This window comes from Pyramidobacter piscolens W5455 (assembly GCF_000177335.1).
In the GTDB taxonomy this organism is placed as follows: domain Bacteria; phylum Synergistota; class Synergistia; order Synergistales; family Dethiosulfovibrionaceae; genus Pyramidobacter; species Pyramidobacter piscolens.
On the sequence record NZ_ADFP01000090.1, the window covers coordinates 21,134 to 38,731 of the forward strand.

At 58.2% G+C, this 17,598-nt stretch carries 15 protein-coding genes; all 15 read left to right on the forward strand.

The features are described 5' to 3' along the window. Positions 1–60 precede the first annotated feature (60 nt). The 15 genes from HMPREF7215_RS08140 (at position 61) to HMPREF7215_RS12480 (ending at position 17,444) form a co-directional block, all read left to right on the forward strand. The gene (locus HMPREF7215_RS08140) at positions 61–1,074 is read left to right on the forward strand and encodes an FtsW/RodA/SpoVE family cell cycle protein (RefSeq protein ID WP_232205550.1); all 1,014 of its coding nucleotides are present in this window, start codon (positions 61–63) and stop codon (positions 1,072–1,074) included. Between the two features lie 14 nt (positions 1,075–1,088). Continuing rightward, positions 1,089–2,126 carry a UDP-N-acetylglucosamine--N-acetylmuramyl-(pentapeptide) pyrophosphoryl-undecaprenol N-acetylglucosamine transferase gene (locus HMPREF7215_RS08145; protein ID WP_009165324.1) on the forward strand — a complete coding sequence of 346 codons (1,038 nt, stop codon included), beginning with the start codon at positions 1,089–1,091 and terminating at the stop codon, positions 2,124–2,126. A 62-nt stretch (positions 2,127–2,188) separates the two neighbouring features. Further along, positions 2,189–3,571, forward strand: coding sequence for a UDP-N-acetylmuramate--L-alanine ligase (gene murC / locus HMPREF7215_RS08150; RefSeq protein ID WP_050768898.1), 1,383 nt, complete (start codon positions 2,189–2,191; stop codon positions 3,569–3,571). Positions 3,572–3,597: 26 nt separating this feature from the next. Further along, entirely contained in the window at positions 3,598–4,359 is a 762-nt protein-coding gene (locus tag HMPREF7215_RS08155) for a hypothetical protein (protein ID WP_009165326.1), read from the forward strand. 27 nt (positions 4,360–4,386) lie between these two features. Beyond that, complete coding sequence (gene ftsA / locus HMPREF7215_RS08160; protein WP_009165327.1) at positions 4,387–5,703, forward strand: cell division protein FtsA; 1,317 nt, start codon at positions 4,387–4,389, stop codon at positions 5,701–5,703. Positions 5,704–5,717: 14 nt separating this feature from the next. Continuing rightward, positions 5,718–6,890, forward strand: a complete 1,173-nt coding sequence (ftsZ, locus tag HMPREF7215_RS08165) for a cell division protein FtsZ (RefSeq protein ID WP_009165328.1) — start codon at positions 5,718–5,720, stop codon at positions 6,888–6,890. 81 nt (positions 6,891–6,971) lie between these two features. Beyond that, positions 6,972–7,664: an SPOR domain-containing protein gene (locus HMPREF7215_RS08170; RefSeq protein WP_040550954.1), complete on the forward strand. Its 693-nt coding sequence runs from the start codon at positions 6,972–6,974 to the stop codon at positions 7,662–7,664. Positions 7,665–7,675: 11 nt separating this feature from the next. Beyond that, positions 7,676–8,563: an RNase adapter RapZ gene (gene rapZ / locus HMPREF7215_RS08175; RefSeq protein WP_040550965.1), complete on the forward strand. Its 888-nt coding sequence runs from the start codon at positions 7,676–7,678 to the stop codon at positions 8,561–8,563. Further along, positions 8,560–9,699: a gluconeogenesis factor YvcK family protein gene (locus HMPREF7215_RS08180; RefSeq protein ID WP_009165331.1), complete on the forward strand. Its 1,140-nt coding sequence runs from the start codon at positions 8,560–8,562 to the stop codon at positions 9,697–9,699. The genes rapZ and HMPREF7215_RS08180 overlap by 4 nt, the downstream gene beginning before the upstream one ends. Continuing rightward, a complete protein-coding gene (whiA, locus tag HMPREF7215_RS08185; protein ID WP_009165332.1) occupies positions 9,696–10,574 on the forward strand; it encodes a DNA-binding protein WhiA in 879 nt (292 codons plus the stop codon). The genes HMPREF7215_RS08180 and whiA overlap by 4 nt, the downstream gene beginning before the upstream one ends. Positions 10,575–10,703: 129 nt before the next feature. After that, entirely contained in the window at positions 10,704–11,726 is a 1,023-nt protein-coding gene (gene gap, locus HMPREF7215_RS08190; protein WP_009165333.1) for a type I glyceraldehyde-3-phosphate dehydrogenase, read from the forward strand. Between the two features lies 1 nt (position 11,727). Then, on the forward strand, positions 11,728–12,921 hold the full coding sequence (locus HMPREF7215_RS08195; protein WP_009165334.1) for a phosphoglycerate kinase: 1,194 nt from the start codon (positions 11,728–11,730) through the stop codon (positions 12,919–12,921). A 68-nt stretch (positions 12,922–12,989) separates the two neighbouring features. Next, positions 12,990–13,898, forward strand: a complete 909-nt coding sequence (locus HMPREF7215_RS08200) for a radical SAM protein (protein WP_009165335.1) — start codon at positions 12,990–12,992, stop codon at positions 13,896–13,898. A gap of 244 nt (positions 13,899–14,142) precedes the next feature. After that, the gene (locus HMPREF7215_RS12475) at positions 14,143–16,593 is read left to right on the forward strand and encodes a glycosyltransferase family 2 protein (RefSeq protein ID WP_050768896.1); all 2,451 of its coding nucleotides are present in this window, start codon (positions 14,143–14,145) and stop codon (positions 16,591–16,593) included. Positions 16,594–16,844: 251 nt separating this feature from the next. Next, positions 16,845–17,444, forward strand: a complete 600-nt coding sequence (locus HMPREF7215_RS12480; RefSeq protein WP_009165338.1) for a DUF3298 domain-containing protein — start codon at positions 16,845–16,847, stop codon at positions 17,442–17,444. Positions 17,445–17,598: the final 154 nt, after the last annotated feature.

A 17,598-nucleotide genomic window follows, 5' to 3' on the forward strand; every position in this document is an offset into this window, starting at 1 on the left:
AAGGTCTCGCGGTGTTATAACCGCGATTCCGGCAGCGGAAGCGTTTTTGGACTTTGGATTGTGCCCTTGATCCTTTCCACGTTAGGCGTCGTCGTGGTCTCGTCGATGACGGGCTGGGATCTTTCTTCGCCGGGATTGAAGCAGGCGCTGTGGCTCGTGGTAGCTTTGTCGGGATTTATCGTGGTGACTCAGGTGCCGCTGAGTTTTTGGTCGAGGCACAGCATTTTTTTGCTGGCTGTGGCCTTTGGTCTGCTGGCGATGACGGTCTTTTCCCCGTTGAGAGTTGTCGTCAAGGGAGCTTCCCGGTGGATCCGTCTTGGTCCAGTCAACTTCCAGCCGTTGGAAGTCGTGAGCTTTGTGATGATGATTCATCTCGCCAAAGTCTATATGCGGGTGGACAGCATGTGGAAAGCGCTGATCCTCAGCGGCATCCTGTTTGCTCCCTTTGCCCTGATCATCATGAAACAACCTGACTTTGGCGGCCTGCTGCTGCTCGTGGGCATTATGGGCGCGCTTTTCATCGAACGATACGGCATCCTGTTGCCGCTGGTCACGGGGATTGCCGCGTCTCCGGTGCTATGGTACATGGCGAATTATGGATATCGCGCCGAACGGATCGAAACATGGCTCGATCCCTGGACCGATCCGTTGGGTTCCGGTTATCAGGTCATTCAGGGACTGATCGCTTTTGCCAATGGGCGAATATGGGGCATCGGTCTGGGCCGGGGGCAGCAATTTTTACCGGAAGTACACAACGATTTTATTTTCCCCGCTCTTGGAGAACAGCTGGGACTTGTCGGCACGATGAGCGTTTTTCTTCTGTTTGTGTTTTGGACGCTGCGCGTCTATGCCGCATACAGAAAAGCGACGCCGGAACGGCGTATTCTCATTTGGGGATGCTGCGTCGCGGTACTGCTGCCGTTTTTCATCAACCTCGGCGGCGTCATGAAACTGATTCCCCTGACGGGCATGCCTCTGCCGTTTATCAGTTACGGAGGCACCTCGCTGGTATTCATGTGGGCAAGGATCGGCTTGCTGATCAGGCTGATCAAAGAACCGATAGAAGACGAGTAGAGGAGGACGGTGACGTGGCGTACAGAATCCTGCTGGCTGCCGGGGGAACCGGCGGTCATATCATCCCGTCCGTCGCTTTCGGCTTGTGGTTGCAAAAGCAGGGTGAATCGGTCATTTGGCTCTCGGGCAGCCGTCCGCTGGAAGACGAAATTTATAAGGCTCATGGCATAGCTCCTCAAAAATTGTCGCTGGAAGGCTCGCCTTTGGGCGTGCCCGGTCTGCGTTCGCTGAAGCGCTGGAAACATCTTTTCGGTTCTTTTTTCGAAGCATGCGCGATTTTAAAGAGAGAACGGATCGACCATTGCGTCCTGTTTGGCGGTTATCTTTCGATGCCCGTTTTGCTGGCGGCGCGGTGCCTTCACGTTCCCGCGCTTATACATGAACAGAACACAGTCGCAGGGAAAGTCACCCGTTTTGCAGCCAGGTGCGGCATTCCTGTCGCCTGCGCTTGGGAAGAGTGTCAGGGGCTGGATACAATAAAAAAAACTGTGACGGGTATGCCGTTGCGCGAGATCCGGCTGATCGATAAAAAAGACGCTCAGAAACGGCTGTTGGGGGCGTCTCTGAGCGACAATGAAAAACTGATTGTTATTTTAGGCGGCTCTTTGGGCAGCGGCGGCATGAAAAAAGTGCTGCAAGATGCACAAAATATGATAAAATCAACGAGTTATAAAGTCCTATGCATGGGGATCGAACCCAAGGATCGTCCTTTTCCGGAAGCGTTGACTCACGAAGCCTGCTGGGATATGACGGCGGTATTTTCCGCGGCGGATGTGATCGTCTGCCGAGCTGGAGCTTCGACACTGGCAGAGCTTCGGGCCCTGGGAATTCCAGCGCTCGTCGTGCCGTGGCTAAAAGCCGCTGGACAGCACCAGGTGAGCAACGCCCAGTATTTCTCCAAATTGACGGGAGCCCCCGTCTTCTTGGAAGGTTCTTCACAGGAGCAGTTCCGCGCGGCCTTGCAGTCTGTCGCAGAGCGGCGCATGAGCTGTGAGAATTTGAATGCAGGCGCAGTAAACCTTTACGAAGCCTTGCGCAGCCTCACAGTTTGAAAGGGGAATCCCAAGTGGGTCGAAAAAAAATAGATCTGGGCAGTATCAAAAACATTCACCTTATGGGTGTTGGCGGAGCGGGAATGAGCGGGCTGGCGCTGCTTTTCCGCGAATTGGGATTCAACGTCAGCGGTTGCGATATGGGACGCACTGCTTACGTCGAAAAGCTGGAGAAAGCCGGCGTAAAGATTCTTTACGGACATGACGTGCACCATTTGGATGCGTGCGCAGTTGATTTGCTGGCGTACAGCAGCGCGATTCCCGCGTCCAATCCCGAGCTGGCCGAGGCGCGCAGAAAAGAAATCCCTGTGCTGCAGCGAGCCGAGCTGCTGAGCCTTCTTTTCGACTCCAAAAACGGCATCGGCGTGGCGGGAACACATGGTAAGACGACGACGACTTCGCTGATCAGCTATATCCTTGAGCAGGCCGACATGCAGCCCACCATCGCGGTGGGCGGAGAGCTTTGTGACATTGGCTGCAATGCCAAGCTCGGCATGGGGGAGTACATGGTCGCCGAACTTGACGAAAGTGACGAGTCTTTTGAGTATTTTCATCCCCTTTACTCTGTCGTGACGAACGTCGATTGGGATCACGTGAATCAATATCCCGATCTTCAGGCCGTCATCGATGCTTTCGGCCGTTTTCTTCGCAACACCAAGGAAGGCGGTAAACTCTTCCTGTGCGGAGAGGATGCCGGAGTTAAAAAGGTGATCGAAGCGCTTCCGAACGATTTGAAGAATCGCATGTATCTTTTCGGGCGCGATCCTTCGTTCGATTTTTACGCTGCCGACATCCAGTATCACTGCGGCGGTGGTTTGAACTACACTTTCTATGCGAAAGGCCGGAAGATGGGGACCATCGAGCTGGTGATTTCCGGCGAACATAATGTCCTCGATTCTCTGGCGGCATGTGGCGTCGCTCATGAACTGGGAGTTTCCTTCGACATCGTTCAGAAGGCCATGAGAATGTTTCATGGGGCCAAGCGGCGTCTTCAGCTGCGTGCCATGTGTCCGGACAATATCCTGGTATACGACGACTATGGGCACCATCCCCGCGAGATTGAGGCAACGCTGAACGCGGTCCGGCTTATGTACCCCGACCGGCGAATCCTGTTGATATTTCAGCCTCATCGCTACACGCGGACCCAGGCTCTTTTCGATCGTTTTGCAGAAGTGTTGGCCAGCGTGCCCCAGGTCGTGCTGCTGCCGATCTATGCGGCGGACGAGCAACCGATTCCCGGCGTATCGTCCGAACTGATCGGCGCCACAGTGGCAAAGCTTGGCGGCAGTTGCGTCCTCGCGCAGAATAAAGTTGAAGCCGCTGGAAGGGCCCTGTCGCTGGTTCGTCCCGGTGACTTGATTCTGACCGAAGGAGCAGGCGATGTATGTGTGATTGGCGATCTGGTCGTTCAGGAGTTGAACAGGAGTTTTGCGTCGGCTCTTTGACATTTTGATTTTTATGGGGGCGGGCAATGCGGAAAAGATTACGGTGGTGCATATATTCTTTTTTAGCGGGATCTTTTCTGTGCCTGAACGATCGTTTTCAACCCTTTCGCCTGAAGTCGTTGCAGGTTGAAAATTTTTCGGCCGAGTTCGAGACGAATCTGCGCGATTGGAGCGAGTCATTCCTGAATTTCCATCCAGCATGGCTTTTGGCGAAAAGCGAACTTAAAAGCTATGAACGGCAATATCCCTTTACGATAGAAACGCAATGGAACCCTTTTCGTGGCGCACTGAAACTGACCGCGGTCCCCTTTGTTCCGGCCATGAGAATCGTCTGGCAGCATGCCGAGTATCTTATTGCGCAGGACGGTGCGGCATGGCGCCGCGATCTGTGGGACAAGGTGCTGACTGCGGAAATTCCGCAGCTCCCTGAACTTCGGGTGGGGAATTCGTTTCCTTTGCTTGAGGATCTGGGGCTCAACGGAGTTACTCGTTTGACGGTTTCGTATCAATGGCTTTATTCACTGCAGCAAACTCTGCTTTCCCAGAAGGACCTGAAAGTTTCCGATGTGGAACTGCTCCGCCGCGGCGGAGAAGATGTGGTTGCCTGTGTTTTTGAAAACGTCGGGACAAAAAGCCAGTCGTCTTTTATTGGAAAAGTGTCTCATCTTGAAAAAAGTCTCATCGTCGTGAGAGAATTGACTGGCGCGAAACCGGAACAAAAAACGTCGATCGATGCGACGTACGAGGATAAAATAATTATCAAGAAAAACAGCGTCATCCCTGAATAATGTTTGAGGGTAAAGGAGAGAGGATTTATGGGCAGAGATTCTGACATCCTGGTGGGACTTGATCTCGGCACGAAGAAAATAGCCGTGGCAGTTGCCGAACGAGCGCCGGAAAACCCCGATAAAGCGCAGATCATAGGCATAGGACAGGCGCCTTCCCGAGGTCTGCGCAAAGGTATGATCGTCAATCTCGATCAGGCGGTCAGTTCGGTCTCCGACGCTATCGCCGATGCCGAATCTATGCTCAGCGGTATAAAGATCAGCCGTGCTGTGGTCGCTTTCAGCGGTATCGACGTAAAATGCCACGTACTGAAGGGAAAGATTTCCCTGGGACGTTCGCCGCGCCAGATCATGGCTGAAGACATCGAGCGGGTCATCGAGACGGCACTGAGTGAGCTTCAGCTGCCGCCGAGCAGTTGCTGCCTTCATTCAATTCCGATTAAATATGCTATCGACGGCAACAGCGGGATCGACAATCCTTTGGAGATGACGGGCATCCGTCTGGAGGTCGAACTGACGGCGCTCGTAATCCCTACTACCGTGGCGCAAAATGTGGTAAACTGTGTGGAAAAAGCGGGAGTCTCTGTGGTTGGTCTTGTTCTCAAACCTGTCGCCGAGGCTTTGGGAACGCTGAGCGCCGACGAGCGGGCGATGGGCGCCTCCCTTGTGGCGATCGGCGGTGGAACGACGAGCGTGTCGATCTTTTCCGAAGGACATATGGTTCACGCCGCGGAAATTCCTGTTGGCGGCGATCATATTACCAACGATATTTCCTGCGTCATGAAAATTCCTTTTGCGATCGCGGAAGAGCTAAAAAAAGATATTGACGTGGACCCGAAGGCGGAAACGACGGAAACGGATGGAACGCTGACGGTGGAACACCGCGGCCGAAAGCGTGAACTGGGCAAGGAAGAAGTGGGGGAGATCATGGCAAGCCGTCTGGACGAGCTTTTTGCCGACAGCATCGTTCCCAGTCTCAAAGCGATCCAAAAGGCGGGGCTCCCCACTGATGTGATTCTGACGGGCGGCGTCATGATGACTCAAGGCATCGTTCCGTTTGCCGATTCTTACTTGGGAACATCCGTGCGAGTCGGCGTGCCCGTGCTTCAGGAGGAGATGCAGCGAGGACGCAATGACTGTCGTTACAGTGCCGTATCGGGGATTATCGTGTATCTGATGGAAAGGAGAAAGAATCCCTTTGCATACGTGGAAGCGCCTATGTCGATTTTCAAAAACATTGCCACCGGCAAATCTTCTAAGAGAATGAAAGGTGCAAGAAGACCTTCTCAGTCGCCCCTTAAATCCTTTGCCCGCAATGCGAGAGAACTTTTCAGAGAATTATTCTAAGGAGGACCGGTTCCATGGACGACAGCGAGATCTTCTCGATCACCAACGATGCACCCCTTGAGGATGGCGATATCGGCGCGTTAGTTCCGCGAGAAGTCATCAAGGTTATAGGTGTCGGCGGCGCCGGCGGCAACGCACTGAATACGATCATTCGCAGCGGCATTGATGATGTGGATTTTATTGCCGGCAACACCGACGTCGCGGCGCTGCGGCTTTCGGAGGCTTCGTCGAAATTGATCCTGGGGCGCAATCTGACCAAGGGACGGGGCGCCGGCGCGAATCCCAGCGTTGGGCAGGAAGCGGCTCAGGAATCTGAAGAGGAAATCTCACAGCTTCTTGAAGGGGCCGACATGGTCTTCATCACTGCCGGCATGGGCGGCGGCACCGGTACGGGGGCAGCTCCCGTGATCGCCGGCATTGCCAAGGAAAAAGTCGGCGCGCTGGTCGTCGCGATCGTGACCTATCCTTTCAGCTGGGAGGGACCGAGGCGTATTCAGCAGGCGACTGAAGGCATCGGCAGACTGCGAGAGAAAGTCGACGCGCTGGTCATCGTGCACAACGACCGTATCATCGAACTTTCCGATAAATCGACGACGTGGCAGGAGGCCTTCAAGATGAGCGATGAAGTCCTTCGGCAGGCCGTCGCCGGAGTGACGGGCGTGATTCGCAAGATCATGCAGGTCAACGTGGATTTCGCGGACGTGTGCACGATCATGCGCAACGCCGGGACCGCCATCATGGGCGTCGGCGAAGCCAAGGGCGATGGCCGTGTGCTCGCGGCGGCCCGCGCGGCGATGAATGGGCCGCTGATGACGGCGCCGATGAACGGAGCTTCTTCTGTATTGTACTGCATCGAGTCCGGCGAGGACTTGAGCATTCTCGAGATGAACGAAGCGGCGAAGTTGATCTCCGCTTCTGCCCGCGAGGACGCGAACATCATCTGGGGGCAGGGCATCGATCCCTCCATGGGCGATACCGTGCGCTTTACCTTGATCGCTACGGGATTCAAGGACGTTCTTGCCGACAAGAACGACGCCAAGGCGCGGGCCGGGGCGGATTCCGCCGGCTTGTTCGAAAAACAGAACCTGACGCCCAGCGACGTAGTTTCGGAAGAGCCTCACAGTATTTTTGAAGGGCTTGGCTCTGGACTTGATATCCCGACGACTTATAGACGCCGCAAAAAGTAACGAGGATTTTCGGACGGGGACAAGTCTGCTTGTCCCCGTTGTTGTTATGCCATATGATTTTACGAGACAGAGGTGATTTTTATGGCAGCCAGATCAACGAGCCGTTTTAAGCAAAAACCGGCTGTTCCGTTTGGCGACTTTATGCTGCCGATTCTTGGCGTTGTCGCGCTGGGCATTGTCGTGGTCGGGATTCGCCTTCTTTGGGCCCCCAATCCTCCGAAGCCGACCGTTATCACACAGCCGCGCCCGATCGCCCAGCACCAGAGCGCGGGAATCGTCGCGGGCAAAAAAGCTGGTGCGGAAGACGGCGTGGTGACGAAAAAAGAAAAAATTGACAACGTGATTATCGCTCAACCCGTACAGCGGAAAAGCGACAGTCGGTCTCAAACCGAAAATCGCCCGGGCACGCCAAGCGGCGAGGGCGGAGACAATGCGTCGCAAAAAAGCCCGTCGCAACCGCGAGCCGCTCGTGTCGAGCCCAAGAAAGGCGATGCTGCGCCAGGGGAAAATCGCGTCGTTGTCCGCGGCGGCAGCATCGACAAGAGTTTGTTTATTATCCAGTGCGGTTCCTACACCGACCGCGCGGCGGCAAACGCCGTCGTTTCGTCGCTTCAGAAGATGGGGCACAGCGCCGTGGTGCGTCAGGCGGAGGTGCGCGGCAAGAACTACTATCGCGTGATCGTGGCCGGCGGCCGCGACCGCGCGGTGGCCGACGAGATCGCGAAGGATATCAAGGCGGCGGGGCATCCGGTCCTGGTACGGCAGAATCAGTGAGCGGCAAGACCATGCTTCCGAAAAAACTGCTGATCATCACGGGGCTGTCCGGCAGCGGGAAAAGCAGCGCGCTGCATCTTCTGGAAGATCAGGGCTTTTTTACGGTCGACAACATTCCCGTCGGCATGCTTCCGGAGTTGATCGGGATCCTGTCGCAGCATCCCAAAGCGCTGGAAAACGGCGTAGCGGCCGTGATCGACGTGCGCAGTCTCGATCTTCCGGACTGTCTGCCGCGCGTGCTCGATGATCTGAAACAGAAGGGCGTCAACGTCCAGATTCTTTTTCTCGAAGCGTCGGAGGATGTGCTGCTGCGCCGCTATAGCTTGACGCGTCGGCGTCATCCGCTTGGCTTCATGAACTCCCTGCTGGAAGGGATCGGCCTCGAACGCAAGCAATTGGCGCAGTTCCGGCGCATTGCCGACCGTATCATCGATACTTCCGCGCTGTCGAGCGCCCAGCTGCGCGCCGAGATCTTCTCGATCCTGGCGCGCAATCCGGCCGGATTGCAGGTGACGGTCAGTTCGTTTGGCTTCAAGTACGGCGTGGCGCTTGACGCCGATTTTGTGCTGGACGTACGTTTCCTCGTCAATCCTTATTACGTGGAGACGCTGAAACATCTCTCGGGACGTGACGAACCGGTACAAAAGTACATCTACAACGATCCGATGGCCAGTTCGTTTTTGCACCAGAGTCTGGAACTTTTCGAGAGCATCATTCCTGTGTATCATTTCAGCGGCAAAAACTATTTGCAGATCGCCATCGGCTGTACGGGCGGCCGTCACCGCTCCGTTTTTGCGGCTGAATGGCTGGGAGAGCGACTGGGACGGATTGACGGCGTGGATTGCCGCATTAAGCATCGCGACCTCGAACGGGACGAACGGGGAGGGCGGGAATCATGACGCTTTTGTTCGCTGTGGCGCTGATTTTTGTCGGCGGCTGTCTGGCCGGCGGCGTGACCGTGTCTCTGCTGTTCCGCAACAGCCGCCGTGTGCGAAGTTTCATATCGAAAAGAACAAACGAACGGGAAGCGGCGGCTGCTGCCGTACAGCTCCGTCTCGCGGGAGGGCCCCATTTTGTGGCAGTCGGCGGCGGGACGGGGCTTTCTTCTCTTTTGAAGGGACTGAAGGGTTATACGCGCAACATCGTCGCCCTGGTCACGGTGACCGATGAAGGCGGCAGTTCCGGGCGCCTGGTGCGCGACTGGGGCATGCTGCCTCCCGGCGACATCCGCAACTGTCTGGTCGCCCTCAGCGAAAACGACGATCAGCTGCGGGCCTTCATGAACTTCCGTTTCGGCCAGGGCGATCTGAAAGGACACAGTCTCGGCAATCTGATCCTGTTGGCGGCGACGGAGCAGTCGGGCGATTTCAAAAACGCCGTGGAGCTCGTCAACAATTTGCTGGCGATCCGCGGCCGGGTGCTGCCGATCACGACGGAAAACGTCACGCTCGTCGCGGAGACGAACGACGGAGCGACTTTGCGCGGCGAGCTGGCGGTGGCGGAACGCGGCCGCGACATTCGCAGCATCCGCCTCGAACCTTCGGGCGTGAAGCCGGTGCGCGAGGCGTTTTCGGTCCTTCGCCATGCCGATATGGTCATTCTGGGGCCGGGCAGCCTCTTTACGAGCGTCATCCCCAACCTGCTGGTGGAGGATTTCACCGCCGCGCTGCGCACGTCGAAACGCCCCGTCGTTTACGTTACCAATCTGATGACCCAACCGGGCGAAACCAGCGGCATGACGCAGCTCGATCACATTCAGTGGGTCGCCAAGGCGCTGGGACGTTACCCCGACGCTGTGGTCCTCAATGAAGATATCATTCCCGAACCGCTGCGGGAAAAGTATCGCGCTCAAGGAGCCGAGCCTTTGTCGCTGGGACGTCAGGACGAAGAGTTTTTGATCTCGAAAGGCTGTCAGGTTTTCCGCGCCTCGTTGCTTCAGATTCAGGAGAGCGGCGTCGTTCGCCATCACAGCGCCCGACTGGCCGAGGCGTTGATGCGGATCAGCCGCAAGCTGAACGGCGGGTACGAGTTATGAAGATCAGCACCGCGCAATGGGACGAATGGTTTTTGGCCCCCGTAACCGACGCGGTTTCCGCGGAGTCCGAGCTGTCGGGAATCGTCGCCTGCATGAACAAACAGACCGTCGGGACCGAAGTGCGCATCTCGTCGTCGCGGCTGTGGGTCTACCGCCGTTTCCGCCGTCTCTGGCCGTGTGTGCGCTGGAGCGGCGAGGCGGACCTGAGCGAGATCCTGCGCGTGCAGAGTCGGAAAGTGGCGGTCGTGTTGCCGCAGTCTCTTTACAAGACGATTCTTACGAAACGTCACCGCCGCGATTTTATCCGCTGGGCCTGGGCGCGCGGCGTCTTCGGCTGCGCGGGGAGCGTTTACAATCCCAAGAGAGGATATTACTGCATCATGCGTTTTCACGATGCGTCGGTGGCGCGCAATATGAGCGAACTGCTGGAGGGCAGCGGAATCACTTTCTCGGCGCGGGATAAGGAAAACGTGCGCGAACTGACGATCCGCGACCTTCAGCAGATCATGCGCTTCTGTTATTTTATGGGCATGTCGGCTTTGGCGCAAACTCTTGAGAAGCGTTCGATAATGCGCGGCAGCCGCGACCTGGCCAATAAGCAGGCCAACTGCGACAGCGCCAATATTCGCCGCAGCGTGGAAACTTCCCGCCAGCACGTGGCGATGATTGATTTTCTGCGGCGGCTTGACGTGAAACTGATTCCCGAAAAGCTGATCCCTCTGGCCCGGGCACGGCTCGAGAATCCGGAAGCGACGTTGTCCGACCTTGGCGATCTGCTTCGCCCGCAGGTGAGCAAAAGCACCGTGAAATACCGCCTGAAAAAATTGCTCGCGATCGCGGAAGAGGCTGGTTTTGATCCGTCAAAGCAGCCCTGACGTGAAAGTTATCGGCGTAAATCTTGACAGCCGGCTGTTTTGCGCTTAATCTAAACACACGGTATGATGTCGCTTGCGAAGGCCGTTTTCCCGGCGGGAACGGCCAATAATTCTTAGGAGGCTGCTGCTATGAGCAAAGTTCGAGTTGCAATCAGTGGTTTTGGCAGAATTGGCCGTCTTGTTCTTCGTGCCATGTCGGAGTATGACAAAAAAGGTCTTTTCGAGGTCGTCGCCGTTACGAGGCACAGCGCGTCAGCCGACCAGATGGCGTATCTTTTCAAGTACGATTCCGTGCACGGCCGCTTCGACGGCACGGTCACTTCGGAAGGCGACTCCATCGTTGTCAACGGCCGAAAGATCCTCTGCGTCGCGCCCGAAAACGACGTTTATCCTTGGAAGGAACTGGGCGTCGAGCTGGTCATCGAAGCGACCGGCAAGAACGTGACTGCCGAAAAGGCGGGCGCGCATCTTGCCTGCGGCGCCAAAAAGGTCGTCATCACCGCGCCGGGGAAAGGCGACGGAGTGGCCACGTTCGTGATGGGCGTCAACGAGGGAAAATACGACCCTGCCAAGGACCACATCGTTTCCAACGCGTCCTGCACGACCAACTGTCTGGCGCCGATCGCCAAGATCCTTAACGACGCGTTCGGCATCGAAAAAGGATTGATGACGACCGTCCACTCTTACACGGGCGATCAGAATCTGGTCGACAAGTCCCATAAGAAGAGCAACTACCGCGCCCGCGCGGCGGCGTGTTCCATGGTCCCCACCACGACCGGCGCCGCCAAGGCCGTGGCGCTCGTCATCCCGGCCCTGAAGGGCAAACTGAGCGGCATGGCGCTGCGCGTGCCCACGCCCGACGTCTCGATCGTCGATTTGACCTTCGTCCCCGGCCGCGCGGTGACGGCCGACGAAGTGAACGCAGCCGTGAAAAAGGCCGCCGAGGGCGCCATGGCTCCCTACGTGGGCTACGTCACCGACGAGTGCGTGTCCGCCGATTTCATTCACGACGACCGTTCCAGCATTTTCGCGCCCGATCAGACCATCGAGATGAACGGACTCGTCAAAGTGTTCGCCTGGTACGACAACGAGTGGGGCTATTCCTGCCGCTGCGTCGACCTGGTCAACTACGTGATCGCCAAGGGGCTCTAAAATGCCGAGGCTCCGCGGAATTTCCGACGCGCCCCTGCAGGGCAAAAAAGTTCTGGTCCGCGTCGATTTCAACGTGCCGTTCAAAGACGGCAAAGTCAAGGACAATTCCCGCATCGTCGCGCATAAGAAGACCATCGACGCGCTGCTGGCCGGCGGCGCTCTGGTGACGATGGTCTCGCACTTCGGGCGTCCCAAAGGGCAGGTCGTGCCGGAGATGTCATTGGGACAGATCCGCGCAGACGTGGAAAAAGGGCTGGGGCATCCGGTGCGTTTCGTGCCCGAGTGCGTCGGCCCCGAGGTCGAAGTGGCCGTCGCGGCGCAGAAGCCCGGCGAGCTGCTGCTGCTGGAGAACTCTCGCTTCCACGCCGAGGAGCAGAAGAACGATCCCGAGTTCAGCAAGCTGCTGGCAAAGCCGTTCGATCTGTTCGTCATGGACGCGTTCAGCGCTTCGCACCGCGGCGACTGCACCACCGAAGGCGTCGCTCATGCGCTGCCCGCCTACGCCGGCTTTTTGATCGCCCGCGAGGTGGAAGCGCTCGAGCGCGTCAAATCCGCTCCGGAAAAACCGTATGTACTGGTGCTGGGCGGCGCGAAAGTTTCCGACAAGATCGGCGTGATCGAACACATGCTCGACAAGGCCGATACGATCCTGATCGGCGGCGGCATGGCCTTTACGTTCCTGTCCGTGCGGGGCGGAACGATCGGCAAATCGTTGTACGACGCCGAGCACGCGGACTTTGCCAAAGACGTGCTGGCGCGCGCCGCGGCGAAGGGCGTGAAGATTTTGCTGCCGACGGACGTCGTTGCGGCGGCGGAAATCAGTGACGAGGCTCCGCGTTCCGTAGTTCCCGCGGCCTTGGTGCCCGACGGCATGATGGGCTTGGACATCGGCCCGGAGACGGCCAAATCCTTTGCCGCGGAAATCGCCAAAGCGAAAACGGTTTTGTGGAACGGCCCCATGGGCGTGTTCGAGAACGAACCGTTCGCCGCCGGCAGCCGCGCCGTGGCCGAGGCGATGGCGGCGGCGACCGCCAAGGGTGCGTTCACCGTGGTCGGCGGCGGAGATACCGCTTCGGCCGTGAAGAAATTCGGCCTGAAGGACGCGATGTCCCACGTGTCCACCGGCGGCGGCGCCAGCCTCGAATACTGCGAGGGCAAAAATCTGCCCGGCATCGCCGCGCTTGAAAACAAGTAGCCGAGAGAGTACAATCGCCCCGGAGAACGTTCTCCGGGGCGATTTTTGTATATGGGGGAAGCGCGACGATGAATCTGAGCTCATGCGATATCTGCCCGCGCCACTGCGGAGCGAACCGGCGGGCCGGACAGAAAGGCTGGTGCGGCGCCGGCGAACTGGCGCGCGTGGCGCTGGTATCGCTGCACCGCTGGGAAGAACCGTGCCTGACCGGCGAAAAAGGCGCCGGAACGGTTTTTTTCTCCCACTGCACCATGAAATGCGTCTTCTGCCAGAATTATGACGTCAGCCACGGGGGGCGGGGCATTGAAGTCAGTTCGGAGCGCCTCGCCGGGATCTTTCTCGAACAGCAGCGCCGCGGCGCCGCGTCGCTCGACTTGGTGACGCCGACGCACTACGTGCCGCAGATTGTCGAGGCGCTCGATCGGGCCAAAGCGAACGGTTTTTCTCTGCCGGTCGTGTACAACTGCGGCGGCTACGAGCTGCCGGAGACGATCGAAGCGCTGCGCGGTTCCGTGGACGTGTTCCTGCCCGACCTGAAATATTGCGACGATTCCCTGGCGCGGCGGTACTCCAACGCGCCGGATTATTTTCGATACGCTTCGGCGTCGATCGAGAAAATGTTCGAGATCGCGGGGCCGTTCGTGATGAAAGACGGGCTGATGACCCGCGGCGTGCTGGTGAGGCACCTGATCCTGCCGGGGCACTATCGCGACAGTCTCAGGCTGCTGGATTATTTGCAGCGCACCTTCGGTTCGGACATCTGCGTGAGTCTGATGAACCAGTTCACGCCCATGCCGCAGGCCGCTTGCTGCCCCGAGCTGAACCGCCGCCTGATGGCCTGCGAGTACGACAAGGTGCTGGACCACGCCGAAAAGCTCGGCATGGAAAACTGTTTTATCCAGCGCGGCCACACGGCGATGGAAAAATTCATCCCCGTCTTCGACGGGCGCAACGTCGCCCGCGATGAAGAAACGTAAACGCAGCGGCAGGAAGAAGACGCGGTCAACCGCGCCGTTCTTCCTGTCGCTGCGTTATTTTGCGATCGCGGGTAAAAAACGGCGCGGCGTTGACATAATGTTGAGAACGATGTTATTATTATTTTCATAATATGTTTTGCTTCCAAGGGTGCCGCGCCGCCGAAAGAGCGAGTACAGCTGCATCAAGCGCCGTACTCGCTCTTTCGGCGGCGCCTTTTCATTTTTCGACAGAGAGGTCGTGGCGATGAAACCGCTTATGGATAAGCAAAAATCTTCCTGTGTCGTCATGAAACAGAATCAGGCCGGACATCCGCTCGTGAGCGTCGTCGTCCCCGTGTACAACGTGGAAGAATATCTCGAAGACATGCTGCGGAGCGTTTTGCGTCAGTCGTTGACGCAACTGGAAGTGATCTGCGTCAACGACGGCTCGACCGACGCTTCGTTGGACGTGCTGATGCGCTGGGCCGCCGAGGAGCCGCGCATTTCGGTGCTGTCGCAGGAAAACGCCGGACTGTCGGCCGCGCGCAACCGCGGGCTTGACGCCGCTGCGGGCGAGTACGCGATCTTTCTCGACGCCGGGGACAGGCTGCTGCCCGACAGTTTGCGGCGGCTGTACGATGCGGCTGTGAAAAACAAACTGGATTTGGTCAAAGGGGCGGTGCGCCTGAAGGGCGCGCGCCGCGGCGAAACGGAGCTGCCGGCGCCGTGGAGTCACCGCGATTGCCCGAAACTGTGGACGGCCGCGACCTTTGCCGAAGCGCCGCGCGAGCTGCTCGAGACGGCCGTTTCTTTCTACGGTCTGTACCGAACCGAGTTCGTGCGCCAAAGCGGCCTTGCGTTTTCGCCGCTGCCGGACGGCGGCGAACGCAGCTTCTCCGTGGGCTGTCTGACTGCGGCGCAGCGTCTGATGATCACCGACATTCCCGTCGCCGAGCGCCGTGTCGCCGAAACGGGATCGCCGTCCTTCGAACGTCAGATTGTCTCGTATGCCGCGATTCGCGAGTTAGCGGCCACACTGCCGCAGGCAACGGCGCGCCTGGTTTGCCAGTGGGGGCTCAATCGCGTTTTCGAAGAATATTTCCGTCGGCTAGAACGGGGAAAAGACGTTTACGCCCTCCACGAACGCATCAAAGAGTTTGTCTGGTGCCTCGACGCAGACGACGTCGGCGAAGATTTTATCGCGGCGTTTGCGTACAAGGAGCATTTCTGGACGCTGAAAAATCTGTGTCTGCCGCCGCGCTTTGAGGGACGGCACGGCATCGCCGCGGAGGCGCGCCCGCTCGTCACGATCGTCATGCCCGTCTTCAACGCGCAGAGGTATCTGTGCGAAGCGGTGGAGAGCGCGCTGAGGCAGTCGCTGACTTCGTTCGAGCTGCTGTGCGTCGACGACGGTTCGACGGACGACACGCCCAATGTCCTGCGCGAATACGCCGCGCGCGACGGCCGGATCGTCGTGACGACGCAGGAACATGCCGGCGTCGGCGTGGCGCGTAACTTGGCGCTGGACGCGGCGCGGGGCGAATACGTGACGTTCCTTGACTCCGACGACGCGTTCGACGCCGATTATCTGCTGAAGATGACCGACCGGGCGCGCTCGACTCGGGCGGACGTCGTCGTGGGAGGAACGTACCGCTGGCAGGGCGGCGAAGCGGCGACCGCCGAACCGTCTTCGTTGCGGTTGAACCTGCTGCCGCGCGACCTGCCCGTGTTTTGTTGGCGCGACGTGCCGCAGTATATTTTCAATTTTTGCGACGGCGGTCCGGGCGGCAAGCTGTTCCGTCGCGATTTTATCGACTCCCTTCGGCTCCGCTTTCCGGCGCTGCCGCGCGCGGAAGATATTGTCTTTGTTTATGCGGCGCTGGGTGAAGCCTCGCGGATTATTGCGTACGACACTCCCGGGTACCGGCGCCGCGTCAACAATCCGCGCAGCCTCGAACACACCAAGGACGAATCGCCGCTGGCCTTTTGGGAGGCGACGAAACTGTGGAAGCGAAATCTGGCCGCGTCGGAATGCTGGCCGCAGGTGAAGCAGAGCTTCATCAACAGCACGCTGGATCGCTGCGCTTACAATCTGCGCATGGTCGGTACGCTCGACAGCGTGTTCAGGATCCTGCGCGAGCTGAGAACGCAGGCCAACGAACTGATGGAGCTTGACCGGCGCGATCGCGGCTATTTTTACAATCCGTCGAATCTGGATTACGTGACGCGCCTGCTGCAGTACGAAGACGAAAGCGAGTATCTGTTCGCGCGCTGCCGCCGCCTGGACGGACTCGAACTCCAGCTTCGGAACGTGAACGCGCGCTGCGCGAAGCTCGAAAAAGACCGGAGCCTCGCCGCACAGGAAGCGTCGCGGCGTCAGGCAGCCGAGAAAGAGCTGTCGTCGGCGCGTTCACAGCTGCAGAAAGAAACATCGCAGCGTCAGACAGCCGAGAAGGAACTGTCGTCGGCGCGTTCACAGTTGCAAAAAGAAACATCACAGCGCCAGACAGCCGAACGTGAGGCGGAGACGGCGCGCAACCAGCTGCGGACAAAAGAGAACGTGATGCATGATCTCCAGCGCAGCGTTTCCTTCCGCCTTGGCCGCGTTCTCACCTGGGTGCCGCGCAAAGCGCGCGGCGGCGTTCGCTGCTGGCGCGATCACGGATTGGCGCACATTCTGCGCCGGGCGCTGTGGCATCTGGGCCTGAAAAAATAACCGAAACCCTCTCATGAACAGCGAATAATCAAGACGAATACAACGAAGAAAGGGCAACGGCGTTTCCTTGGGAGTGCCGCTGTCCGCGAGAAAAAATAACGATTCTGAAGTGCCCTTAGCCGCGCACGAGTGTAGGAATCTACAATTCTGCGCCGGAGCACTTGAAGCGGGGACGGTGGATCTGTTATAATTCCTACTGGTATGAAGGTGTTTCACAGATCCCAAAATTAAGATTCGGAGGAAATTTTGAAATGAAAAAAGTGATTTTGGCTCTTCTGGCTGCGGTGGCTCTTCCCTTCGCTGCTCAGGCTCAGGTCGTCGACGCGGTTCAGGCCGACGGTTTCGGTCTGAAGCTGGTGTACCCCGCGGTGCACGCGGAAAACGCGAAAGCCCAGGAAATGATCAACAAGGACATCGCCGCCTACGTTGACGGCATGAAAGCGAAGTACGACGCTCGGAAGAACGTGTCCATGAGCTACGCCGCGAAGTTCGAGGACGAGAAGTACGTCTCTCTGGTCATGAGCACGTCGGTCATGGAGCAGGGCGCGGCCAATCCCGAGAATTTCGAGCACGGCGTAGTGTACAGCAAAGTCACCGGCGAGCGCGTGCCTCTCGGCCGCTTTGCCCGCGTTAAAAACGTGAACGCGCTCGTGAAGAATCTGAAGAAGGGCGCCTGGAAGCTTTACAATCAGGAGGGCAAGGCGCTCGCGTTCAGCGCCGAGTTCGTTCCCGAAAAGCTGAGCGACGAGTTCTATCTTGCCGACGCCAAGACGGTGGCCGTGATCTATCAGCAGGGCGACCTGGCTCCCTATTCCGAGGGCGCTGTGCGCGTGATCTCGAAACGTCGTTAATCGCGGCGTGAAAATCGTATAAAACAATCCCCGCCGCGGGCACGGTTCTGTTTCTCCACAGAACGCGCCCGCGGCGGGGATTTTGCGTTCGGACGACGGCGCGGGCGAAATGGAGAATTGCCGCTTTTTGTCGCGCGCCAATCATAACCACCGT

What these genes read in the sequence shown, in the direction of transcription:
- HMPREF7215_RS08180 (WP_009165331.1), top strand. Translation starts at nt 8,560, where the DNA reads ATGACGCTTTTGTTCGCTGTGGCGCTGATTTTTGTCGGCGGCTGTCTG.
- HMPREF7215_RS12475 (WP_050768896.1), top strand. Translation starts at nt 14,143, where the DNA reads ATGAAACCGCTTATGGATAAGCAAAAATCTTCCTGTGTCGTCATGAAA.
- HMPREF7215_RS08195 (WP_009165334.1), top strand. Translation starts at nt 11,728, where the DNA reads ATGCCGAGGCTCCGCGGAATTTCCGACGCGCCCCTGCAGGGCAAAAAA.
- ftsZ (WP_009165328.1), top strand. Translation starts at nt 5,718, where the DNA reads ATGGACGACAGCGAGATCTTCTCGATCACCAACGATGCACCCCTTGAG.
- HMPREF7215_RS12480 (WP_009165338.1), top strand. Translation starts at nt 16,845, where the DNA reads ATGAAAAAAGTGATTTTGGCTCTTCTGGCTGCGGTGGCTCTTCCCTTC.
- murC (WP_050768898.1), top strand. Translation starts at nt 2,189, where the DNA reads ATGGGTGTTGGCGGAGCGGGAATGAGCGGGCTGGCGCTGCTTTTCCGC.
- HMPREF7215_RS08200 (WP_009165335.1), top strand. Translation starts at nt 12,990, where the DNA reads ATGAATCTGAGCTCATGCGATATCTGCCCGCGCCACTGCGGAGCGAAC.
- HMPREF7215_RS08170 (WP_040550954.1), top strand. Translation starts at nt 6,972, where the DNA reads ATGGCAGCCAGATCAACGAGCCGTTTTAAGCAAAAACCGGCTGTTCCG.
- ftsA (WP_009165327.1), top strand. Translation starts at nt 4,387, where the DNA reads ATGGGCAGAGATTCTGACATCCTGGTGGGACTTGATCTCGGCACGAAG.
- HMPREF7215_RS08155 (WP_009165326.1), top strand. Translation starts at nt 3,598, where the DNA reads ATGCGGAAAAGATTACGGTGGTGCATATATTCTTTTTTAGCGGGATCT.
- gap (WP_009165333.1), top strand. Translation starts at nt 10,704, where the DNA reads ATGAGCAAAGTTCGAGTTGCAATCAGTGGTTTTGGCAGAATTGGCCGT.
- whiA (WP_009165332.1), top strand. Translation starts at nt 9,696, where the DNA reads ATGAAGATCAGCACCGCGCAATGGGACGAATGGTTTTTGGCCCCCGTA.
- rapZ (WP_040550965.1), top strand. Translation starts at nt 7,676, where the DNA reads ATGCTTCCGAAAAAACTGCTGATCATCACGGGGCTGTCCGGCAGCGGG.